Origin of the sequence: Actinocorallia populi, assembly GCF_002995495.1 — a bacterium.
GTDB classification, from domain to species: Bacteria; Actinomycetota; Actinomycetes; order Streptosporangiales; family Streptosporangiaceae; genus Actinocorallia; species Actinocorallia populi.
In genome coordinates this window covers 39,022-61,391 of record NZ_PVZV01000016.1, presented here as the reverse complement: position 1 = coordinate 61,391, position 22,370 = coordinate 39,022, and the positions used below count along the sequence as shown (strand labels likewise).

Below are 22,370 nucleotides of genomic sequence, written 5' to 3'. Positions count from 1 at the left end.
GCAGACCCAAAGTCGACATCAACACAGCACGACATCATCCCAGCAGACCACCCGAAAAGCCACGTAAGACATAGTCTAAGAGGGATTATGTAAGCTCCACGGGGTCCTCCCCGCCCCCGGCCGACCGCCACGCCGCCGGCAGCATCAGCCCCTCCGGGACCTCCTCCCCCGAACCGGGCAGCCCGTCCGGACACGCCCCGGACGCGCCCCAGAAGGCGACCTGGCCGCCGGAGAACTCCGCGTCCATGAAGTCGACCCTCCGGTGGGAGAACTTCGCGCCCGCGAAGTTGACGCTCCCGCCGGAGAACTTCGCGTGTCCGAAGTCGACCGCGCCGCCGGAGAACGTCGCGCGCGTGAAGTCGACCGTCCCGCCGGAGAACTCCGCGCCCACGAAGCCGACTCTTCCGCCGGAGAACTTCGCGTGTCCGAAGCTGGTTCTCTCGCGGGAGAACTTCGCATGTCCGAAGTTGACGCTCCCGCCGGAGAACTTCGCGAACTCGAAGCCGGTTCTCTCTCCGGAGAACTCCGCGAACTCGAAGTCGACGCTCCCGCCGGAGAACGTCGCGTATCCGAAGCTGACGCTCCCGCCGGAGAACGTCGCGCGCGTGAAGTCGACCGTCCCGCCGGAGAACTCTGCGTGATTGAAGGCGATCCTTCCGCCGGAGAACTCTGCGCCCACGAAGCTGACGCTTCCGCCGGAGAAGTGGGCGCCGTGCAGGTCGCCGCCGTCGAAGACGACGTCGGTGAAGTCGAAGTCGTGGCCCTGCCAGGAGTGGGGGTGGTCGGCGGGCAGGCGCAGGTGGTGGCCGATGAGGCGGATGATGGTGTGGCGGACCTCGCGGCGGCCGCGGTAGCGCTTGCGCTCCTCAGCGTGCTCGGGTGCCTCGCCGGGGTCGGGATCGTAGGGTAGGCGCAGGTAGGCGCACAAGACGTCGATGCAGGTCTGGCGCATGGAGGGCTCGTCGTCGGCGATGCCGGCTAGGGCGTGCACGCCGCCTAGGCGGATGGCGGGCGAGTTCTCTCCGAGTTGGGCGACGGCGGCGGTGAACCGGCCGGTGGTCAGGCCGCGTTCGGTGGCGGCCGCGGTGCGGGTGGCGGCTTCGGCGCTCTGGATGGAGGCGCGCGTGGTCTGCTCCGAGGACTCGGCAGCCTTGAACGCGGCGTCGGCGGTGCGGCGTGCGGAGGCGGCGTTGGCTGCGGTGTAGATGATGGCGATGGCGGCGAGCATCCCGGTGCCGATTGCCACGGCGCGGCCGCGGACCCGGTCGAGGGCTTCGGCCAGCTCGGTGGGTTCCATCCCGCCGATCAGCACCTTGTCGAAGTTCCGCAGCACCCACAGGGCACCGGGCCCGACCGCGACCCAGAGCACCAGGCCGACGGTCACCGCGACGGACAGCCAGCCGAGCCCTATCAGAACCGGCCTCAACCACGGGTACTTCACCGGCCACCGGACAGGATTGGGAACACCGCCGGAAGGAGTCTGGGGGGAGTCGCTCACACCCGATCAGACGACGACCAGCCCGGGGAAGATCCCTGTACCGGGAGCCATCACGTAACGCGGGTTATGTGAAACCGGGCCGGGGTCCGTCTTCAGTAGTTCAGTAGCCGACCCATGCCGGGAGCGCATAGGCGGGAACCCGCCGCGGCCGGCGCACGTCCGTCCTGACGGAAGATCACCCATGGAGGACGACGTTGGACCGCGCACCACAGGGCCGCAGCCGCTGGGCCGCCGCGCTCACCGCCGCCCTGTCCATCGCCCTAACAGGAGCGGCCGGATTCGACGGGGCACCCACCCCGGCGCAGCTCGGCTTCCTGGCCGCCGCCGCCCTCACTGCCGCAGCCGCGGCGCTGCCCGGCACGGACGGCTCCAAAAAAAGCGACACGGTTCGTCTGATACCGACCGCTTCGAAAAAAAAATTTCCATTGGTTGCAGGTGCTACCTACTCCGGTCCCGCTCAGTCCAGTTACGTGATCTCCGCCCGTGACCTTTGGTCGGGCGTCTGGAAGTCTTGGCGTCCAGACGTCTGGAGGTTCGTATGGCGGTAGGCGGAGCCAAGTTGTGGCTGATCTCGACCTTGAAGGGCGAGGTGCGTAAGTCGACGTCGGCGATGATGCTGGGCTTCGCGCTGGCCGACCGGGGAGAGGAAGTGCTGATCGTGGACGCCGACCACGGCACGCAGGGGGTGACGGACTGGGCGAGCCGGGTCTATGCCGATGAGGGCGAGCTGCCGTTCCACGTCATTTCGCACGAGATGATCCGCGCGGACCGGGACGCTGCGTCCAGGGCGCGGTGCGTCGCCTTCGGCGGTTGGCCTGCGGCCGCCCCTGGACCGCGGATGCCGTCCGCACGGGCTGGACCAGGCGGACGGACGGTCCGCGGACGAGCAGTCTGAGCCGTGATCGGCGACCCGGAGAACGCTCACCGCCCGGCGGTCATGTGTCGATTCGTCGCGCATCGATGGAGCCTTGCCCGCGACGCAAATGTTGCGTCCCACCGATCATGAGGCAGGGGCATGCCCCTGACCTCGGTGCCTCAGATAGGTGGGACAGCGTCGTCGCCCCGGCGTCCCGCTGATCATGAGGCAGATTTACGAATCGCGGGACCGGATAAGCCGAGGTCGACCCCAGGTTCGTCCCACCTATCTGAGGCAGATCATCGGATGCCTCGAGTTCGGCGGGACTGCCCCAGTCCAGACGAGACGCAACAGCAAACAACCCTGCTGGACGCTCCGTCCGCGGCCGGAGGACGGTCCGTCCGCTGTCCGGGACGGCCCGCAGCACCGCGCGGCGCCCCCGCGTTTTCGAGGCGCTGGCCGACTCAGCCCGTCCAGACGACCTCGTACACGCGCAGGATCTCGCGTCCGGCGTCCAGGTAGAGCGAGGCCCCGCCGCGGCCGTCGTCGAACGGCGTCCAGCGCCAGGCGGGGTCGTCGGCGTCGTCGGGACGGGTCCGCGTCCACGGGTCGGTCAGGGAGTCGGCCAGGACGGCGGCGAGGGATTTGTAGGCGGTCTCGGGCAGGCCGACGGTGTGGGCGGCGCCGGTGGAGGTGAACTCGATCCGCCAGGGCGTCACGAGGCCCTGCGCGCGTCGATGTCCTCGAGGGAGAAGAACGGGCCCGGCCCGAGGGCTTCGGCGCGGGCGGCCGCATAGCCGGGAGAGGCGAAGGCGCGGGCGCGGACGCTCCAGTGCTGCAGCAGCTCGTTGAGTGCCCGGTAGCGCTCGGGGTCGTGGGCGGCGTCGACGGCGGACTCGTACTCGGCCAGGAACGTCGGCCGCATCCGCGCCGGCAGCGCGGCCAGGATCCGCGAGGGATCCCGCGGGTCGTCGTGCTCGATCGGCTGAGCGGTCATGGATGCCTCCCTCCAGCCCATCGTAGGCGGCGCCCCGACGGCCGTGCGGAGCTTCCGCCGGTGTTCGCATCGGACGCGCTTGCCCACCCTCCTGCTGGTGCCCTGCCGTGTCCAACTGTGTCGTATTCGAGTGAGTGCTTATCTGATCGCAGGATTCAGCGGTCGGGATGGTGAAGCTGCCCGAGGTCGGGAGGCTCATCCGAGATGTCTTCGTACTGCGAGAGGTGTTCTTCAGGTTCTGGCGTGTCGAGGCGCTGGCCGCTGAGGTAGCCGGGGGTCCAGTCGATGCAGGTGGGCCGCTGTCCGGTGCCGGTACGGCAGAACTCCTCCACAGCGGCACGGATCAGGGTGGCTGGCAGGGCGCTTCGCGGGTGGTGGAAGCGGGGGAAGCACGGGTCGGCGAGGACGTCGGGGTCGACGGCGGGTGGGGCCGGGTTGTCCGAGAGCCACACGTGGTCGGCGATGTGCGGGTCGGCCAGTACCGTCGACTCCTTGGGGAGCATCCATTTCAGGGCGCCGTAGCGGGTCCTGGCGTTCACCGCGACGTGCAGGTAGCTGTCGTGGTTCCACTCTTCGGCCGGGTCCCGGTGCCGATCGGTGAAAGTGAACTCGGCGGCCGTGCCGCCGTACGGCCAGTCGGCTTTCGGCAGGCTCTCGAGTACCTCCAGCAGACTCGCGGCCAGGTGTTTTGGAACAGGCTCTGGTACAGGGGGCGGTTCGGGATCAGGCAGGTTCTCGACCACTTCGGTGATCAGCCGTTCCGTCTCCGCCCAGGACGCGGGGTGATGCCATCGTCTGTGTATGAAGACGCTCAGGATCAATGTCCGCTCTCCCACCATCCGTACTTCCCGTCGGATGCGAGTTTTCCGCATCTGATGCGAACGTTGGCGAACCGCCCGGGTCGGCCCCATGTTCTTCTTTCGGTGGCTCTCGTTCCCTTCGTAAGCGCTCGCTGCAGGCCCGGCTCAGGGCCCCCACGCCGTAAGCGTCGTGTTCGCATCGGATGCCATTGCCCACCCTCGAAAGACCGCGAGCAAGTTATAGGAACAGGTACTTGTTCCTCCTTGTGGGTAAGGGCTTGCCCACCGGCGGAAGGCCGAGAGCAAGCTAAGGTCCGGAGCGGCACTGGTCATTCCTCGCTGGGTCCGTCGTTCTCTCCCGACGGCTTGGCCTGCTCGCCGTCGCCGCCCTTCTCCAGTTTCTCCAAGGGCGCGCCCAGTCCCCCCCGGCTGGCGGTTTCACTTAATGCGCCTTATGCGATCACCCCGGCCCCGGATCTGTTCCCTCCGGCGGATCGAACCGGGCGTCCTCGTCGACGACGGCGCCCTCCGCGCGCAGCTCCTCCACACTCAGATTCGCGCCGATCAGGTCCGCGCCGCGCAGGTCCGCTCCGCGCAAGTTCGCTCCGCGCAGGTCCGCTCCGCGCAGGTCCGCTCCGCCCAGGTTCGCGCCGTGTAGGTCCGCTTTGCTCAGGTATGCGCCGCGCAGGTTCGCGTCGCCCAGGTTCGCACCGCGCAGGTCCGCTCCACTCAGGTCCGCGGCGATCAGGTCCGCTCCACTCAGGTTCGCGCCGCGCAGGTCCGCGCCGCGCAGGTTCGCACCGCCTAGGTCCGCGGCGATCAGGTCCGCTCCACTCAGGTTCGCGCTGCGCAGGTCCGCGTCACTCAGGTCCGCGCCGTGCAGGTCCGCTTTGCTCAGGTACGCGCCGCGCAGGTTCGCGTCGCCCAGGTTCGCACCGCTCAGGTTCGCGCCGTACAGGTTCGCGCCGTGCAGGTACGCGTTGCCCAGGTCTGCGTTGCGCAGGTCCGCGCCGCTCAGGTTGATGGAGTTGGTGTCGTGTTGGGTGTTGCGGCGGCCGATGACAGTGAGGGCGTCTTGGAGGTCGGGCCGGAACCGTTGGCGGTCGGTCGGGGTTTCGTCGGTCCGGTGTGTGTTGGGGGTGCGGGTGTCGGTGTGGGCGTCTTCGTCGTGGGAGTGCTCGCGGACGAAGGCTGCGAGGACGGCCATGACGGTGGGGTGGTCTCGCTCGGAGTCCCTGGCGATGCGTTCCAGGGCGTAGACGCCGCCGAGGCGGATGTCGAGGCTGTCTTTGTCGCCGAGTTGGGTGATGGCGGCGGTGTAGCGTCCGGTCACCATGCCCTGCTCGGTCGCCGCGGCGGTCTGTTGGCTGGCGGCGGCGGTCTGCTGGGTGGCGGCTGCGGTCTGTTGGGCAGCGGCGCTGCTGTCGAGGGCGGCGCGGGCGGTGCGGGCGGTGAAGAAGATCGCAACAGCGGCGAGCAGGCCGGTGCCGATTGCTACAGCGCGGCCGCGGACCCGGTCGAGGGCTTCGGACAGCTCGGCGGGGCTCATCCCGCCGATCAGGACCTTGTCGAAGTTCCGCAACACCCACATGGCCCCCGGGCCGACCGCGACCCACAGCACGAGGCCAACGACCGCTACGGATGTAAGGGAGCAGAGGACGATCAGGACCCGGCGCGCCTGCTGTCGGCCGGGCGGGGCGGGGGAGGCGTTCACATCTGGTCCGACGATGCCCGAGCATCAGAAGATCCCTCGCGGTCCGCAGAATGCTTCTTATGGGGTCTCTTCTGTGTCGCTCACACGGGATCTGACGATGACCGCACCCGGGAAGATCCCTGCGGCCGCCGGGTTCGCTGAGACGAGAGAGCCGGAAACGGACACCGGGGACAACGGGCTTTGATCACGGCTTCATGTCGCATGCGGCGCACCTCTGTACATCGGGCTCCACCTGCCTCACAATCAAGATCACAGGAATGCACCCAGGTATGCCTCCGGCATACGAGATCTTGATAGGTGTGCGGGAGGGGCGAGGGGTGGCGCGGGTGACCGCGATCGGGCCGGATGAAGCCCAGGTCGACTACCGGCTGGAGGAATCTGCCGGCTGCGGCCTCACCCCTTCGGATTCCGCTGTGGACGCGGCGGTCGACTACCGGATGCGGGAGACGCTGACGTGGTTCGGCGGCGGTTTGGCCGACCTGGGCGTGCCGTCGATCAAGGCCGGGGAGCAGCTGACCGGTGAGGCCGCCAAGGACCACGCGCGGGCGCTGATGGAGGGCCTTCACCCGGCGACCGGCGTGGTGCTGGTGAAGCCGAAGACCGTGACCGATCCGCGCGGGACGCTGCCCGGGATCGACCTGCTCGCGGCGATCCGCGAGGCCGCCGCCCGGCAAGGGGTCGAGCCGTCGAAGCTGGCGCACACCAAGTGGGGTACGCGCCGGTGGGCGCGGCTGCAGCGGATGGTCGACGGCGACCCGAAGCGGAAGGTGCCGGGCGACGTCGAGCACCGCGCGTCCCTGAAGGATCTGGAGCGACTGGCGGCCGAGACCGGCGTCGACCTCGCGGCGGTCTACGGCGGCCGCGACGACGTCGACCTGGCGCAGGCGCAGCGGTTCCGCGACCGCCAGGTGCGCGTCGGGGACCGCGGATGGGACATCACGATCGACATCCCCAAGAGCCCCGGCGTGGTGTGGGCGCTGGGGGACGCTCAGGTCGCCGCGCAGCTGCAGGAACTCTTCCGCCGGTCGGTCATGGAGACCCTGGCCGATGTGGAGGCGTGGTGCTCCTACGGGATGCGCGGCGAGCACGGTAACGGCAAGACCGCCACCCGCGTCGAGACCAGCGGCTTGCTGGGGTGGGTGATGTGGCACGACGTCGCCCGCCCGGTCGACGGAGCGGCTCCCGACCCGCACCTGCACGCCCACGCCGTGGTGGCGCACCTGGCCCGCGAGAAAGATGTGCTCAACGAGCGCGGCGAGGTGGTGAAGGTCGGGACGTGGGGGACGCCGGGCAACGGCGGCCGCGAGTTCCACCGGCACATCGCCGCGACCGGCGCCATGGCCCAGGCCCGCTTCCGCTCCTACACGACCGAGGCCGGCTACCGGTGGGAGCGCACCGGCACCAACGGCGGGTGGGAGATGGTCGGCGTCCCGAACGAGGCCCGCCACCTGTTCTCCAAAAGGAACACCGCGACGCTCGCCCAGGCCGCCAAGGATCTGCGGGCGCTGCGCGGCCTGACCGACGGCGAGGCGCTGCCGCCGATGCCGCCGGGCCTCACCCGGGTGGCTGCGGCGAAGACCCGCGAGGCCCGCGCCCGCGCCGCGCAGGCTGCCACGCAGACCGTCCTGAGCCTCTCGGGAGAATCGGCCGAGTCCGCAGGGCCGCCGCGTGACCACGCCGACTGGCGGGCCTCCTGGCGGGCGCAGACCGTGCGGGAAGGTCTGGATCCTGACGCGATCGTGGCGGCCGCCCGCCGCGGTGGGGATGGTCCTGCGCCGATGACGGGCCGCGGTGGCGGGCCGGGCTTGCCGCCGGTGCCGCCGGTGGCGCAGATCGCCGCGGCGGTGTTCGACCGCGAGCACGGCGTCAACGCCCACGGCAAGGTCGCCCACCGCGCCCAGGTCCTCGCCAAGGTGGTCGACCAGCTCCCCGCCGGCCTGACCACCCTGGCCGAAGCCGACGCGCTGACCGATGCCGTCCTGGCCCTGCAGGACGGCCCGGCGGTGCTGCTGCCGCAGGCAGGCCCGCTGTATCAGACCAACCGCGAGCGGTTCACCTCCACGCCGATCCTGGAGGCCGAGGGCGAGATCCTGGCCGACTGCCGCGCCGGATACGTGCACCCGGGCACGGGCAGGACGATGGACGGCGAGCCCGGCCTGGCGATGGTCCCGGTCGAGGCGGCCGCGATGGCGATCAGCGCCTTCGAGGTCGGCCGCGGCTTCTCCCTGTCGGCCGAGCAGCGCGCCGTCGTGACGCGGCTGGTGACCGCGGGGCACGGCGTCGACGCGGTGATCGGGGTGGCGGGTGCGGGCAAGACCACGATCATGTCGGCGGCGCGGTCGGCGTGGGAGTCCCAGGGCCTCATCGTCGCCGGCGCCGCCACCGCGGCGGTCGCCGCAGCGAACCTCACTGCCGAGGCCGGGATTCCCTCGGCCACCGTTGCGTCCTGGGTCCGGCGGATCACCCATCCCGATGGCGAAGGCCTGGCCGGCGTCGACGTCCTGGTCGTCGACGAGGCGGCGATGGTCGACGACCGGGCCCTGGCCGTCATCGTCGCAGAAGCCCGCGCCCAGGACGTCAAGGTCGTGATGGTCGGGGATCCGCTGCAGCTGCGCGCCGTCGGTGTCGGCGGCGGCTTCCAGGAGGTCCACCGGCAGGTCGGCGGACTGACGTTGAGCGAGAACCGGCGGCAGACCAGCGAGCTGGAGCGCTCAGCACTGGCCACCTGGCGCACCGGCGACCGCGAAGCCGCCCTCGCCCAGTGGGCCTCCGGTGGCCACGTCCACGCGGGCGAGGACCGCACCGGCACGCTGCTGGCCCTGCTCTCGCACTGGGAGGCCGCCAGCAGCCTCGTCGAGGGCGACGCCTTCGACGAGCTGCGCGACGTCCTGGTCCTGGCCGGAACCAACACCGACGTCAACGAGCTGAACATGGCGATCCGGGCGATCCGCCGCCAGCGAGGCGACCTGTCCGGCCCTGATGCGTGGTTCGCGGTGGGCGACGGCGCGGTGCTGCCGTTCGCGGTCGGCGACCATGTGCGCACCCGGGCCAACGACTACCGCTCCCGCCGCGACGACGCCCCGCCCGGCACGATTGACATCCTCAACGGGTTCCGCGGTGTCGTGACGGGCGTTGATCCCCTGCGCGGTGTGGGCGTGCAGTTCAAGCTCGACGGCCGCCTCACCCGGACGCTGTGGCTGCCGCCGGCCTACATCGCCTGCGGCGGCCTGGTCCACGGCACCGCTTTGACCGTCGCTGCCGCCCAAGGCCTCACCTGCCAGCAGGCGCTCGTCTACGGGATGGGCCTGGACGCCAACACCCTGTATGCCGCCATGTCGCGTGACCGCGCCCGCAGCGTCTTGTACCTGCCCCGCCACCTGGTGGAGAGCGACGCCGACCGCATCGCCCTGGGCGAGCCCGTCAGCGACGCCCAAGCCCTGCAGCGAACCCTGGACGCCTACCGGCGCACCCTCGCCGCCTTCGAAGACGGCCTGGTCCTGGAGGAATGGAACGCCGTCCCCGCCCCCATCGCGGAGGACCTCGACCCGGCCGCGGACGTTCCGGACTGGACCCAGCGCCCCTACGGGGCATGGAGCCACGACGGCCTGCACCGCCACCAGACACGCATGGAACAACTCATCGGCCTCCTGCAGGCCGTCGAAGACGACGTCCGCCGCCTGACCGCCGCAGCGGCCGCCGGCGACGGCCCACAAGCCCGACGCCTGACCGAACGGCACGAACAGCTCACCCACGCCACCAGCCTGGAAGACCACCTCGCCGCGGCCGAAGACGCCCTCACCCGAGCCGTCCGCCGCTCCCAGGACCTGCGCGAGCAGATCGAGCAGCTGCGCGAGCAGACCCGCCGCAACCCGATCGCGCTGCGCCTGGCGGGCACCAGCCGCACCCAGCTCACCCACCAGATCACCGCCCTGCAGAACGACTTGCGCCAGACCATCCAGGAGACGAGCGAGCTGCGCGCCCGGGCCACCACGCTGCGCACGGAGGCCTTGCGCACCTACGCCGCCGCGGCCGAAGACCGCCACGCGCCCGCCTGGCGGCCAGGAGACGCCCGCCGCGCCGTGACCGCGCTCACCGGCCAGTGGGAGCAGCTGCACGCCGCCGCCATCCAGGCCGACTTGGGCGCCGCCCGCCACGGCAGCGGCCACCGCGCCTGGGCGGCCCACCTGCGCCAGAACGACCCGCAAACCCTCACCGAAGCCCGCCGCCGCCTCACGGCCACCCGAGAAGAACTCGCCGCCCGCCAACTCCTGCACGAGCACGCCCCCGAACGTGCCGACCGGGAAGAGGCCGCCCGCACCGAGCACCAGGCTGCCCGCGCCCAAACGGCGGCCCAGCGCCGCCCGCAGCTTCACGGGCCGTCCGCTGCGCCCTACCGGCCCGGCCCGACCCACGGCGGACCCAGTCGCGGCATCGGCCGGTAACCCGATCCGTCACGGCGGCCGCCACCGGAACCAGGCGACGAAACAGCCTGACGTGAGCGGCCCAACCGATCCCGACCGGATCACGTTCTGTGATGAGACAGCGGACTCGGACTGGTCCGCCCGACCCGACTCGCGACCCGTCCCGACCGGACCGCTGACCGTGCCCGGTCCGACCCGATCGGCTGGACCGGATCGGATCCGATCGGGCCGGACCCGATGCCGACCACCCGAGCCGATCGGGTCGCCGCACCCGACCCGATCGGATGCAGCCCGGACCCGATCGGCACCCAGCCGGGTGCGACCCGACCGGATGATGCGCACCCGATCGACCGGACCCGATCGGATCCCGGCCGTCTGCCCCGGGCCGCAGGCCCCGCCGACTGGGTGAAGAAGCCGGACCAAAACCCACCCCGGGCCATTCCCGTCCGGGGGGAATCGTCGCGGCGGCCGCCAGCGCCGGCGCGGGGCGAAACCCGTCGGAGCGCCGACGGACGCCCAGCCTTGCCGACGGATCCCCCGACAGATTCCCGACGCATCCAGACCGGACCGAACAGCGCACCCACCCGCCCGACGGATCCGTGCGCCGCACCGACAGGCACCCGGACGGCACCCGGATCCCGGTGTGAGGAACTCGCTGAAGGGTCCGTCGGCAGGCAGGAAGGCGAGGACGCGCCCTGGACCAGGACCAGGGCGCTGCAGGAGGACGGGGAAGGCCTCCTGGGAGGAGTGGCAGGCCGTCGCAGCGGCGCGGCCGGCGCCTCCCCAAGGGTTGACAGACGGTCACCGAATCCGGATACTCGCGCGACGCGCGACATGCGCGCGCCTCGGAGCCCCGCCGACCCCCCGCAGCGGGCACATGAACATGAACATGTACTCACGCTCCGCGACCCCGCACCGATACCGAGGCTCTCAAATCGCTTCAGAGCCGCCCTCGAACGGCAAAGGCAGTCCCAACCCCTGGCGAGTCCGTCAGAAGGCGCCAGAAACCCGTACACGACCCGACGCGAGACGTTCGAGCGCGCGATCGTAGGCCTTCCCACGCAACGGCCGCGCGGTCACCCGGCGCGCGATGCACGACAACCTCCTGGCGGCACCGCAGTGGTCGCGGCCGCAGCGGCCGAGAAGCTCCGAGCCTCCCGGCGAGAGGCATGGACGCGAGCGCCAGGAGCACGCCGGCCCGACCTCCCCGCCGTCGCATCAGAGAGCGCGGCAAGACGCCGAGCGGCGTCCGGTGATCCGGGCCGACGACGATGCGCAGCAGCCTGAGGGCACGTCCGGAACCAGTCGCCGCCACCCGACCCGATCCCACCCGACCACAACCGCACCTGACCCGACCCGATCGGATCTCCCGACCCGACCCGATCGGATCCAGCCGACCCGATCGGCCCCGATCCAATCCAGCCGACCCGACCCGATCCGATCGGATACCCGATCCGACCCGACCGACCCGATCCGATCCAGCCGGATCGGATCGGATTTCCAAGATCCGATCGGGTCCGGTAAGGCGACCGGATCCGATCCCGCCCACCCGTCCGGCACCTGACCCGATTCGACTGGAAGCCACGGAGAGTAACCAGTGGGCTGGTTCGATCGACCGCTGAACGGGTCTGATCGGAGTGGAGCTTGCCCGATCCCTAGTCCTGTCCACATACTGAGGTCTGGACTAGCACGCCCCATCTGGAGGCCCGTATGGCGTGGGAACGGCAGTCGGTCGATGACCAGAAGTGCAAGGAGCTCTACACGTGTCCGAGCGTGTGGACCGACGACGATGACCCCGAGATGGTTGACTACGCGGTGGTCGTGGGTGAGCCCGTCGACCCGGCGGCGATCCCCGGCGTCCTGGTGGGCGAGGGCGAGATCGTGCTGAAGGTGCGCCGCCAGGTGCTCAGGGACGCGGAGGTCTGATGGAGCTGCAGGACCTCGCCGCACTCATCCAGGGCGCCAAGCGGTCGGCCTGGCGGCTGGAGACGCTGCCGGTCTACACCGTCCCCCAGGAGGAAGAGGAGTTCGCCGCCTGGCGGGCCGGGCGCGCGCCCAAGCTGCAGACGCCCGAGACGTCCGCGTGGCTGGCCGAACTGCGCGACACCACAGCCCGCGGCTTCTCCTGGGGCCGCGTCCACGTCGTGGACCTGCCGCTGACCCCCTACACCCGCTACGAGCTGTGGGGCTACCAGGCCAACGCGGCCGCCGGCGAAGACATCGGTATCGCCGAACGCGATGCCCACCCCGACCTGGAGCTGCTGCGCCGCGACTTTTGGCTGGTCGACGACGCCACCGCCGTGTGGATGGACTACGACGCCGACGGCCGCTTCCTTCAGCCCGTCCTCGCCACCGGCGGCGAGGTGGAGGTCTGCCGCCGGATGCGCGACATCGCCCTGGCCCACGCCGAGCCGCTGGAGGCCTACCTGACCCGGAAGCGGCCGAGGATCAACGCCGCATGAGTGATCGGGACGACCTCGCTGCGGGCCTGCGCGATCTGCGGGCCCGCCGCGGCGTGTCCACGACCGAACTCGGCCGGATGCTGGGCAAGTCCCAGTCCCTGGTCTCCAAGTCCGAGCGCGGTGCCACCGCGCCGTCCCCTCAGGTCGTGGAGCAGTGGTGCCAGACCTGCGGAGCCACCATCGATGAGACGAGGGAGCTGGTCACCATCGCAGAGCGCATCGCCGGGCAGACCACCGAGTGGCGGCGCGAGATGGCGCCCGGCCGCATCCGCCTCCAACACGACATCCAACGGCTGGAAGCCGCCGCCACCATCAACCGCGAGTTCAGCCACGACGTCATCAACGGCCTGGCCCAGACCCCCGCCTACGCCGAGGCCATGTTCCGCCTCGGGATGCACATCGTCCGCGACGACGGCACAGACCTCGCCGAGCTCGTGCAGGCCCGCACCGCTCGCGCCGTCGTCCTGGACGATGAGGCCAAGACGTTCTACCTGCTGACGACTGAGACCGCGCTACGCCGCCGACTCGTCACCCCCGAGCAGATGACCGAGCAGATCCGCCACCTGATCGACCTTGCTCGGCGACCGAACATCACCATGGGCGTCATCCCGTTCGCCGGCCCCGAGGCCGTCCACACCCAGCACGCCTTCGCCATCATCGGCGACCCCCAAGTCGATGCCGAGTCCCTGGTCCTCGCCCAGACCGTCACCCGCGGTCTGCGCCTACGCGATCCCGAAGAGGTCGCCGACTACGTCACCCACTTCAACGAGCTGCGCCAGGGCGCCATCGAAGGCGATGCCCTGATCTCGTGGCTCTTGGAGATCATCGCGAACACCACCAGCTGAAAAGCCATGGCCAAGGCTAGTCGCTACTTCATACACAGTCCGAGACTAAGGATGTTCTCTTGATGGCCCCTGCTAAGAGACGGCGTTCAGTAGTTGGTGCGCATCAGCTAGAGCATTGCGGTCAGCAAAGTGGTTCTCTCTCATGTGCCCCAGAGCGCAAGGTCTGGCTGGTGATGCCCAAGGCCGGAAGCGAAGAAGCGCTCACGGATGTCATCACGCCACGCCGGATCCTTAGCTGCGTTGATCCACTCCTCGGGAGTAGAGACGCCGACGTTCGGAAGTCGGGAGATCATGTAAGTCAGCACTGCACGTTGGTTAGTGAGCTTGCGGGGAGTGCCGTCCGGGTCCGCGATGTACCCGTGACGGGAGACGTAGATCCAGACGTCATTGACGGTCTGGCCGTTCGGCAAGGTTACGCAGTGCTCTGCGGGGAGCCGGGTGCGTCGGTAGTTGGGTTCGGTGGCGTCCATTACGGCCACCTCGGCGTCATCCAACCAGGTCAGATGCATTGCCGAGTCGATTCCAGGCGCCGAGACGGGGGCGGCGGGGACGTAGCCCGGTTTGCTGATGTGGGCGGACAGACCAGCGGCAATGCCTTTGATCGTCACCGCGGTGATGGGGACGACGGGAGTCAGGCCCGCGCTGGCGAACTTGCGAGCTACCTGCGAGGGCGAAGCGTTGGAGCCGACGGCCGCGACGGGAACACGGCTTTCGATCGGCGCAGCTTCGACGTTCTGCAGGACTTTGCCGAGCGGCTGGTGTTCGCCGTGGATGTCGGTGGTCGGCCAGTGCTCGATGTCCTGGGCGGCGGGGATGATGGGAAGCACGGCTGTCTCCAGCAGCAGGACCGCTGGCTCGGCGGGGATGCGACCGGGGTAATCGAGGGGAGAGCTGAGCGGGTCCAGCCCGTAGCCCAGGTGGCGCAACAACGCTCAGACCTCCAGGTCGTAGACGAGGAACTGTCGATCTCCGGGAAAGACGGTGACCATCACGCGCAGGGCGTGACCTTTGGCGTCGTATCCGGTTCGGATGTGCTGCCCGACAGGCATGCCCATCCCCAAGTCCAGCTGGTCGACTTCTGCAGGGGTCGGCATCCTCACCGAGATCTCGTCTCGCACCCTGACCTGCGGGTGGCCGATGCTGCGCAGAACCCCGCCGGGCATGGCCAGGTCACGTTGCTCCATCAATGCGGTGCCTCGGGCAATGTGCTCGGGAAACCACGATGTCGACAGTTGATAGGGAACATCGTCGACGAAGCGGACGCGTTGCCGCCTCACCGCCAGGCCTTCAGGTTCTATGTCCAATCGGCTGGCGATCTCGGGCGGGGCGGCTTGGATGCTGACTGCCACCTCTTGCTTGGGGACGCGCCCTTGCTCAAGGACGCCGGCGGCCCACTCGTCCATCCCGGTCTGCGGGTCGTCCCGACGGTCGCCGTTTTCAAACGATGCCAGGTTCCACCACATGGGGCGCCGTTCGCGCACCTGACGTCCCAGGCTTCCGCGTCCGCTGGTGATCAAACCCTCTTGCTGAAGGTGGATCAATGCGGTTCGTACTGTGCTGCGGCTGACCTTGTGCGTGTCAGCCAGTTCGAACTCTCCGGGGATCTGATCGCCAGGGCTGAGCTCTCCCCGCTCGATCTGCCTGTGCAGGTCGTTGTAGACGCCCCTCCACTTGGTCCGCTGGCCAGCTTCCGCCATCACTGCTCCCCTGCCGGTCTTCTGTACCAACAAATCTATCTGTACCGACGAAGTTCACTCTCTGACCTTGGGTTTTCTTCGGCAAGGCCCATGTAGCTCGAGCTTTGTACCTACAGAAGTTACAGAAGCCCCTTGACGTAAGCATGTGTGCTTGTCAAAGTTGGCTTTGTACCTACAGAGATGACAGTAGCTACAACCTGAAGGATCTGGATGTCCGATTCGGAGATCCACTCCAAAAGCAAGACGGCCCCGGTGGGCAAACACCGGGGCCTAGCACGAGCCGTCTGTCCCCTCTAGCCAAGGAGCACAGCCCGTGATCGACATCATCCCCCACAACGGCGCCGCCCGGAAGGACGACGACCTCGACGACCGGCTCTTGACCGGCCGTGAGGTCGCCGCTCTGTTCCGCGTGGACGCCCAGACGGTCGGCCGCTGGGCGCGGTCGGGCCGCCTGTCCTCGCTGCGCACCCCCGGCGGGCAGCGCCGCTACCGCGAGTCCGAGGTCCGTGCCCTGGTGGTTGGGGCGGCCGCATGAGTGCCCCGAGCCAGGAGAGCATCCGCCGTACCCGCAGCATCGGTGTCTCTGTCCTGCTCATCGCGGGTGCGAACGGTCTGCTGTTCAACCTGCACCACGCCCTGCACCTGGAGACCGCCAACGGTGAGCCGCTGCCGACCGAGTTGGCGGTCGCGTTCGGCACCATTCCGGTGGTGCTGGCGGGTGGCATGTCCGTGCTCGCGGTCCAGACGCAGTTCGGCAAGTTCCTCAAGTCGCTGATCTGGGCGGTGGTGCTCGGCACGATCAGCCTGTCGGTGGTCGCGCAGTACGACGTCCTCATCGACTACCTGGGCAACCAGGCGATCGCGCTGATCTACCCGATCGTCGGCGACGTCGCCACGATCGTGGCGCTGGAGGTCGTCATCCACCCGGACAAGGCCGCCAAGGTGCTCGACAAGCTCCAGAGCAGCACCGAGACCGAGCCGGCCGTCGAGGCCCCGGCCGAGCCCGCCCCCGCGGCGTTCGTCTTCCCGGCCCCGCGTGCCGAGGACACCTTCGTCGAGGCCGCTCCGGTGACCGCCGGGGAGCCCGAGCCGGTCATCGAGGCCGCCCCCGCCATCTCCACCGTCCCCGTCGTCGCTGAGCCGGCCGCCGAGCCCACCCCCGCCCCCGCTGCTGTCGAGCCGGTCAAGCCGGTCGCCGAGGCGAACTACTCGGCGGAGGAACTGGACCAGGCACTGCTGATCGACGCCGATCACTACGACAAGACCGGCCGCCGCGCCTCCGCTGACCTGCTGGCGAAGGAGATGCAGATCGGTCTGCGCAAGGCCCGCGCCCTGCGGGACCGCATCAAGGCCCGCCCCGTGCAGGACCGCGACGCGGACATGGAGGTCGAGTCATGACCCACTTCTACGCTCCTCAGAACGAGGTCGCCGCGGACACCGCCGACCTGCTGCTGGCCGAGGCCCAGCTGATCAGGGCCAAGGACAGCGTCCAGGACCTGACGGCCATCGCCGGCGGCTACGCCACTCTGGCGGTCGCCCACCAGCTGGCCAGCCTGACCGAGACCGTCGACGCGCTGGCCGAGCTCGTGGAGGACCTGGCCGACGCGGTCACCGCCACCCGGCGCACGCCGTGGTGGAAGGCCCTGCTGTCGTGGCGGCCCGGCCGCCGCAAGGCTGCCACCTCCTCGTTCGACGACGCCGCCTCCCAGGCCCTGTCCCTGACCGCCGACGCGCAGGACGCGCCGGTCGAAGTCGAGTCCGCCCCCGAGGGCGCGGACCTGGCCGACGTCATCACCTTCCCGTTCGCGGGAGGTGCGCGATGACGTCGCCGACGGGGATGGGCTCCAACCTCCACGCCGAGAACAGCATCCGTGCGACCAGGGCGATCGGCGAGCGGCTGGAGAGCCTGACCGAGGCCGTTCGGACCGCTGCCGCCCAGCCCCAGGCGAGGGTGACCAGCGAGAACGGCCGGATCCTGCTGGCCGAGCTGGCCGCCGTGCGCGGCGAGCTGGTGCGCGTCGACGCCAAGTGCGCGACGCTCACGGCCCTGGCCGGTGCCGGGCTGGCGTTCCTCCTGCAGGCCAGCGCCCAGCGCGCGGACCTGGTGGTGCGGGTGCTGCTGGCGGCCGCCGCGCTGTGCTGGACCGCAGCGGCGCTGCTGCTTCTGGTCGGCGTGCTGCGCCCGGCGCTGGGCAGCAGCGGTTTTTGCCGCTGGTCCGGCATGACGCACCACCGGATCCTCGCCGAGGTCGACCAGCAGCTCACCGAGGACCTCTACGCCGCCGAGGAGTTGGCGGTGCTGTCGCGGATCGCGGTCCGCAAGTACACCGCGCTGCGCCAGGCCGTCGTGCTGCTGGCCGCTGGGGTGGTCGTGCTGGCCGCCGCGACGCTTGCGGGGGTGATCGCATGACCACCGCGATCACGCAGACGGGCACGCCGACGATGGCGGCGCTGCTGACGGCCGCGGCCGGCACCGGGGTGGCCTCCTGGAGGCTGCCTGCGGACCTGGACGCGCCCCGAGTGGCGCGCACCCTGGCCGCGCGGACGGTGGCGAACCTGGACGCGCTGCTGGTGGAGGACGTGCGGGTGGTGGCCTCGGAGTTGGCCACCAACGCCGTCCGCTACAGCCGCGGCAAGCCGATCCTGGCTGTCGAGGTCACCTCCACCGAGGTGGTCGTGACCGTCGCCGACCAGGGCAACGAGACCGGCCGCGCTCCCCGGATCAACCCGGGCAAGCGGGACGAGGGCGGCCGCGGCCTGGGGATCTGCGCACGGCTGGGCGAGCTGCGCATCACCGGCGCGCCGTCCACCGGCTGGCAGATCGCCGTCCACTTCCCCCTGACCAGCAAGGAGGCAGGCCGATGACCGCCTACGTCACCCCCGCTCGCCGCTCCGGCAAGGGCGCCTTGAAGTGGGCGCGCCTGACCGCTGACACCGAGGCCGAGCTGGACGTGATGGCCGCCCGACTGGAGCTGCAGCCCGGCTTCCGGTTCTACGCCACCGCCACCCAGCCCGCCTACTTCCTCCTCAGCCCCGCCCAGCGGACCGCAGCGCTCTCCCTGGGCGCCCAGCCCGCCATCACCGAGACCACCCACCGCCCCACCGCGGGGCCCGACGACCAGATCGACCTGTTCGAGGCCCACCGGGAGGGCACGCGATGAACGCCAAGACCCTGATCACCAGCTACCAGCGCTACCGGCGCATCAAGAAGACCGCCACCGAGGTCATCGACCTCCTCACGATGGCGGCCGAGGCCACCGACCCCGCCTCCCGCGCCGAGCTGCTGGACCTGGCCGCCGTCGCCGAGGGCGAGCTGCACACCCTCGCGGTGCAGATGTACGCGCCGCAGCCCGCCCCGGACTTCGCGAGCACGTCCCGGCTGCTGCGCTACGCCGCGCTGGCCGAGCGGGCGCTGGGCAAGGCGGAGTGGACGCGGGCCGGCGACCTGTCCGAAGGCGACCTGATCTGGCGGCTGGGCGACCAGCGCGTCATCACCGCCATGGAGCGCCCCCAGGGCGACCCGCTGGCGGTGTGCATCAAGTGGGACGGCCCCCTGGGCGTCGAAGGCGAGGCGTTCGAGATCGACGAACTCGTGCCCACCGGCCAGATGGGCAGCGACCCGGCGATCCTGGCCGAGCGCGAGGGCGCCGGCCCGGCCGAGGTGGTGCTGTGGGAGGCGCTGACCTGCCTGCCCAACCGCACCGGCCGCGCGGTCCTCTACCGGGAGCTGGCCGCCCTGCCCCGCTACGCCCAGCGGGACGAGACCCGGCACCTGCTGGAGGCCCTGGCCCTGCAGGAGCACCACCTGTCCCCGGACACACCGCGCCACCCGGACCTGGTGGCCGCCGAGATCGAGGACCGGCGGGTGCGGCTGAGCGAGCGCGCGGTGCTGGCCACGGTCATCGCCACGGTGGCCGTCTACGCCTTCCACGGCGACGGGCCGCGGTGGTGGCTGGTGGCCTTGGTCGGGATGGCGCTGGCGGCCGCTCTGCGGTTCGGCGCCCACGAGCGGCTGGGCCGGTGACCGCCATGAAGACGAAGATCCGCTCCCTGGCGGCCGCGTCCCGCGCCGAGCGCGTCCTGCTGGCCACCGCCTTGGTCGGCCTGGCCGTTCAGCTGGTCGCCGGTAACGGCCGGATGCTGGCCAACGTCCTGATCGTCGGCATCGCCGCCGCCGTCCTGGTCCGCCGCGACGTGGCGGTGCGCGTCGCTCCGCTGTGGCGGGAGATGCCGGGCCGCTTGCGCGTGGTGCTGCTGGCACCGGCCGTCGTGCTGTTCCTGGCGACGTCCTGGCCTTGGAAGGTCGCCTTCGGCCTGACCGTCCTGAGCGTGGTGATGACGGTCCTCTTCTGGTTCCTGACCTCCACCGCTGAGGCGGTGATGCGAGGCGAGACGGACTGACCCGCGAGCCCGGCCGAGGGGTTGCGCCCCCCGGCCGGGCCCCGGCACGGACCCAGCCCAGCCCGCCGGACACCTGCTCCGGCCGGATGGACGAGGCCCGTACCTCTCTACTCCCGCAACTTCTTCGAAAGGGGACGACCGAATGACCAACGAGTCCGAGTGGTCCGGGGACATGCTCGATGACCCGGAGATGATGAAGGCGTTCAGCGCCCAGCTGCGCAAGATTCTGGAGGGCCAGGCCGACTACGTCTCCCGTATCCGGCGCGACGCGGAGGCGATGTGGAAGGCCAACCCGCCGGAGGGCTACGGCAGCTTCGAAGCCTGGTGGCGGCACCGCTGGGTCAAGAGCCCGTTCGGCCGCATCCAGGAGCACCTGGAAGAGGCTGCGCAGCTCACCCACCAGCTGGAGGCCCGCTACCGCAAGGGCCGCCACGAGCTGCCCGCGCTGCGCCAGGCCGCCCGCCAGGTCAAGCAGGCTCCGCCGCTGGGCGGCCGCAGCCGGCCCGCGGTGCAGCCGCGGCCCGGCAGCGCCCCGCCCCTGCCGTCGGCCGACCAGAGCTCTGAGGGCTCGCGTCGCGGCTTCATGGACATGGTCCGGGATGAGCGGTGGTCGGCATGAGCAGGCGAGCCCCCCGCAAGCTGTCGCCGGAGATCCGCCGGCTGCAGAACATCGCCGAGCACTGGCAGGGCAAGTACGCCGCCTGCCAGAGCGCCGAGGACTACGTCGCGGTCGGTGTCGACCGCGCCAAGGCCGCCGCCATGCGCATCAAGCGCACCACCGGCAGCGACGAGGCCCTCAAGGACCTGGCGCGTCTGCTGGCCACCTGGGCCGAGCAGTGCGAGCAGGCCGAGGCCAAGAGGCGGGTGTCATGACCGGCCGCGACGAGACCACGGGCGCCGATGTGCTGACCTTCCCGCGCGTCGGCCTGCCGGCGTTCCTGCGCAACGACCCCGCCCCCGAGCCCGCCCCGGCCGACGGCGATGGCGGCGGGGATGTTCCGGTGCCCCCTGCTCCCCGGATGCCCGACGCGCGGGACATGGCCCCGCCCCTGCACCTGACCATGCCCGCGATCTCCCTGCCCGGCGACGGAGATGTCGAGGACGACGAGGGCGAATTCGAGCCGCCGGCTTACGATCCCGACCACCCCACCGCACGCGACACCGTCGCGGTCGGCCTGGCGATGATGACCGCACTGGGCATCGCCGGTGCCCGCGGCATGTGGCAGGCCGGGGCGAGCTGGCGGGCCCGCGCCGCCCACAAGCGGGCCTTGGCAGAAAAGGCCCAGGCCGAGGCCGACAAGGCCCGCGCCGCCGCCAAACCCGCACCGACCGCTACCGCCACACGCTCGAACGGGACCGCGGCGAAGGGCACCAACGGCGGCGGCTCCAAGGGTGGCGGTGGTTCCAAGGGCCTGCTGGGCTCCCCGGCCGCCACCAAGCGCAAGACCGGTAGCGACGGCCGGACGGGCAGCGTCTCTAACCCCAAGGCAGGCCGCAAGGGCGGGACGGACGCATCCTCCACCAGCTCCCCGAACGGCAAGCAGACCAGCAAGCGCCGGTTCTGGAAGAAGGACCAGGACGCTCAAGACGGCAACTCCAAGCAACAGAAGAAGAACGCCGACGGCAATACCTCCGGCAAAAAGACCGATGGCAAGAAGGCCGATGGCAAGAAGGCCGATGGCGCGAAGACCGGCGACGCGAAGACCGATGGCAAGAAGACCGGCGACGCGAAGACGGACAACAAGAAGACCGACGGCACGAAGACCGCGGACGCGAAGACCGACGGCGCGAAGACCGATGGCAAGAAGGTCGACGGCGCGAAGGTCGACGGCGCGAAGACGGACAACAAGAAGACCGACGGCACGAAGACCGCGGACGCGAAGACGGACGGCAAGAAGGCCGATGGCGCGAAGACCGACGGCACGAAGACCGGCGACGCGAAGACCGACGGCGAGGCACCCGGCACCAAGGCTGACGGCGCGAAGGCCGCGGAGCGGGTGCCGGAGGTCAAGGGGCCGGAAGAGGAAGTGGTGGAGGCCGTCTGGGAGGAGGCCGAGCGAGAGAAGCCGCGGGAGCGCGGTGAGAGGCAGGCGCCTTCTGTGCCGGGTCTGCCGACCTGGCAGGACATGCGTCCGCCGCAGCGGGCCGACACGACGGTGCAGACCACCGTTGAGCGGCTCGACCAGGACCAGCCACAGCGCCCCGATGCGGCCGGTGAAGTCCCGTTCGTGCCCGCGTCTGAGGGCCCTAGTGAAGGAGAGACCATGACCGCGATGCAGATGGGCCGTCTGAACACCCAGTACGCCGATGCCGAGCTGACCATCTACGACGTCATCGACGCCGATGCCGACATGGCCGCTGAGATCACCGACGGCGTCACCGAGGCCCTGCATTCCGCAGAGGCCTGTGACCGGCTGTTTTCCAAGCTGGAGGTCCTGCACGCCGAGATCGTCGACCTCAAGGTCCCCGGTGTGCTGGAGGGGATGGTCCTGGCCTTGATGGACAAGGTCGTCACGGTCAAGGCCCGCGCTCAGGCCATCGCCGAGAAGCTGCCCGCCGCGTCCGAGTCGATCTCCACCGCCGGCACCAACGCCGCCGCCCGCCACCAGGGCCTGGCCGACGCTGTGCGGGATGCGGGCCACGCCCGCCCCGCCGAGCGCGACTACCACAACGAATAGG

The 22,370-nt window shown here is 70.3% G+C and carries 23 protein-coding genes; 16 read left to right on the top strand and 7 right to left on the bottom strand.

Annotated elements, in window-relative coordinates; all coding sequences use genetic code 11:
• Nucleotides 1-85: 85 nt before the first annotated feature.
• A complete protein-coding gene (locus C2865_RS38785; protein ID WP_198653904.1) occupies nt 86-1,426 on the bottom strand; it encodes a pentapeptide repeat-containing protein in 1,341 nt (446 codons plus the stop codon).
• Between the two features lie 610 nt (nt 1,427-2,036).
• Between C2865_RS38785 and C2865_RS38780 the strand changes: the two genes are divergently transcribed.
• Nucleotides 2,037-2,393, top strand: a complete 357-nt coding sequence (locus tag C2865_RS38780) for a nucleotide-binding protein (protein WP_106403782.1) — start codon at nt 2,037-2,039, stop codon at nt 2,391-2,393.
• Nucleotides 2,394-2,818: 425 nt separating this feature from the next.
• On the opposite strand, the gene C2865_RS38775 is transcribed toward C2865_RS38780, so the two are convergent.
• From C2865_RS38775 to C2865_RS39840, 4 genes are all read right to left on the bottom strand, one after another.
• Nucleotides 2,819-3,073, bottom strand: coding sequence for a hypothetical protein (locus C2865_RS38775; RefSeq protein WP_106403781.1), 255 nt, complete (start codon nt 3,071-3,073; stop codon nt 2,819-2,821).
• Nucleotides 3,070-3,351: a DUF6247 family protein gene (locus C2865_RS38770; RefSeq protein WP_106403780.1), complete on the bottom strand. Its 282-nt coding sequence runs from the start codon at nt 3,349-3,351 to the stop codon at nt 3,070-3,072. The genes C2865_RS38775 and C2865_RS38770 overlap by 4 nt, the downstream gene beginning before the upstream one ends.
• A 155-nt stretch (nt 3,352-3,506) precedes the next feature.
• Nucleotides 3,507-4,094, bottom strand: a complete 588-nt coding sequence (locus C2865_RS38765; protein WP_157964109.1) for an Imm1 family immunity protein — start codon at nt 4,092-4,094, stop codon at nt 3,507-3,509.
• Between the two features lie 517 nt (nt 4,095-4,611).
• Nucleotides 4,612-5,865 (bottom strand): pentapeptide repeat-containing protein, encoded by a 1,254-nt coding sequence (locus tag C2865_RS39840; RefSeq protein WP_157964108.1) that lies wholly within the window; start codon nt 5,863-5,865, stop codon nt 4,612-4,614.
• Nucleotides 5,866-6,164: 299 nt separating this feature from the next.
• Here C2865_RS39840 and C2865_RS38750 point away from each other — a divergent pair, with 299 nt between their 5' ends.
• The 4 genes from C2865_RS38750 (at nt 6,165) to C2865_RS38735 (ending at nt 13,593) form a co-directional block, all read left to right on the top strand.
• Nucleotides 6,165-10,307, top strand: coding sequence for an AAA family ATPase (locus tag C2865_RS38750; protein ID WP_198653903.1), 4,143 nt, complete (start codon nt 6,165-6,167; stop codon nt 10,305-10,307).
• A gap of 1,689 nt (nt 10,308-11,996) precedes the next feature.
• Entirely contained in the window at nt 11,997-12,212 is a 216-nt protein-coding gene (locus tag C2865_RS38745; protein WP_106403775.1) for a hypothetical protein, read from the top strand.
• Nucleotides 12,212-12,748 (top strand): DUF6879 family protein, encoded by a 537-nt coding sequence (locus tag C2865_RS38740; RefSeq protein WP_106403774.1) that lies wholly within the window; start codon nt 12,212-12,214, stop codon nt 12,746-12,748. The genes C2865_RS38745 and C2865_RS38740 overlap by 1 nt, the downstream gene beginning before the upstream one ends.
• A complete protein-coding gene (locus tag C2865_RS38735) occupies nt 12,745-13,593 on the top strand; it encodes a helix-turn-helix domain-containing protein (protein WP_106403773.1) in 849 nt (282 codons plus the stop codon). Before C2865_RS38740 ends, C2865_RS38735 begins: the two co-directional genes overlap by 4 nt.
• Before the next feature lie 140 nt (nt 13,594-13,733).
• On the opposite strand, the gene C2865_RS38730 is transcribed toward C2865_RS38735, so the two are convergent.
• Together C2865_RS38730 and C2865_RS38725 are read right to left on the bottom strand one after the other, a co-directional pair.
• Nucleotides 13,734-14,522 carry a hypothetical protein gene (locus C2865_RS38730; RefSeq protein ID WP_106403772.1) on the bottom strand — a complete coding sequence of 263 codons (789 nt, stop codon included), beginning with the start codon at nt 14,520-14,522 and terminating at the stop codon, nt 13,734-13,736.
• A 3-nt stretch (nt 14,523-14,525) separates the two neighbouring features.
• A complete protein-coding gene (locus tag C2865_RS38725; protein WP_106403771.1) occupies nt 14,526-15,290 on the bottom strand; it encodes a GntR family transcriptional regulator in 765 nt (254 codons plus the stop codon).
• Between the two features lie 313 nt (nt 15,291-15,603).
• Here C2865_RS38725 and C2865_RS38720 point away from each other — a divergent pair, with 313 nt between their 5' ends.
• The 11 genes from C2865_RS38720 to C2865_RS38670 all read left to right on the top strand — a co-directional run bounded on the left by C2865_RS38720 (nt 15,604) and on the right by C2865_RS38670 (nt 22,369).
• Nucleotides 15,604-15,825, top strand: coding sequence for a BldC family transcriptional regulator (locus C2865_RS38720; protein ID WP_269802776.1), 222 nt, complete (start codon nt 15,604-15,606; stop codon nt 15,823-15,825).
• The gene (locus C2865_RS38715) at nt 15,822-16,688 is read left to right on the top strand and encodes a hypothetical protein (protein ID WP_106403770.1); all 867 of its coding nucleotides are present in this window, start codon (nt 15,822-15,824) and stop codon (nt 16,686-16,688) included. Before C2865_RS38720 ends, C2865_RS38715 begins: the two co-directional genes overlap by 4 nt.
• A complete protein-coding gene (locus tag C2865_RS38710) occupies nt 16,685-17,113 on the top strand; it encodes a hypothetical protein (protein ID WP_106403769.1) in 429 nt (142 codons plus the stop codon). Before C2865_RS38715 ends, C2865_RS38710 begins: the two co-directional genes overlap by 4 nt.
• Nucleotides 17,110-17,700 (top strand): Pycsar system effector family protein, encoded by a 591-nt coding sequence (locus tag C2865_RS38705; protein WP_106403768.1) that lies wholly within the window; start codon nt 17,110-17,112, stop codon nt 17,698-17,700. The genes C2865_RS38710 and C2865_RS38705 overlap by 4 nt, the downstream gene beginning before the upstream one ends.
• Entirely contained in the window at nt 17,697-18,155 is a 459-nt protein-coding gene (locus C2865_RS38700; protein ID WP_106403767.1) for an ATP-binding protein, read from the top strand. Before C2865_RS38705 ends, C2865_RS38700 begins: the two co-directional genes overlap by 4 nt.
• On the top strand, nt 18,152-18,451 hold the full coding sequence (locus C2865_RS38695) for a DUF4031 domain-containing protein (RefSeq protein WP_106403766.1): 300 nt from the start codon (nt 18,152-18,154) through the stop codon (nt 18,449-18,451). The genes C2865_RS38700 and C2865_RS38695 overlap by 4 nt, the downstream gene beginning before the upstream one ends.
• Nucleotides 18,448-19,314, top strand: coding sequence for a hypothetical protein (locus tag C2865_RS38690; protein WP_106403765.1), 867 nt, complete (start codon nt 18,448-18,450; stop codon nt 19,312-19,314). Before C2865_RS38695 ends, C2865_RS38690 begins: the two co-directional genes overlap by 4 nt.
• A gap of 5 nt (nt 19,315-19,319) precedes the next feature.
• Nucleotides 19,320-19,691, top strand: a complete 372-nt coding sequence (locus C2865_RS38685) for a hypothetical protein (RefSeq protein ID WP_157964107.1) — start codon at nt 19,320-19,322, stop codon at nt 19,689-19,691.
• 142 nt (nt 19,692-19,833) lie between these two features.
• Nucleotides 19,834-20,310, top strand: coding sequence for a hypothetical protein (locus C2865_RS38680; RefSeq protein ID WP_106403763.1), 477 nt, complete (start codon nt 19,834-19,836; stop codon nt 20,308-20,310).
• Complete coding sequence (locus C2865_RS38675; protein WP_157964106.1) at nt 20,307-20,564, top strand: hypothetical protein; 258 nt, start codon at nt 20,307-20,309, stop codon at nt 20,562-20,564. Before C2865_RS38680 ends, C2865_RS38675 begins: the two co-directional genes overlap by 4 nt.
• On the top strand, nt 20,561-22,369 hold the full coding sequence (locus C2865_RS38670) for a hypothetical protein (protein WP_106403761.1): 1,809 nt from the start codon (nt 20,561-20,563) through the stop codon (nt 22,367-22,369). Before C2865_RS38675 ends, C2865_RS38670 begins: the two co-directional genes overlap by 4 nt.
• Nucleotide 22,370 lies beyond the last annotated feature (1 nt).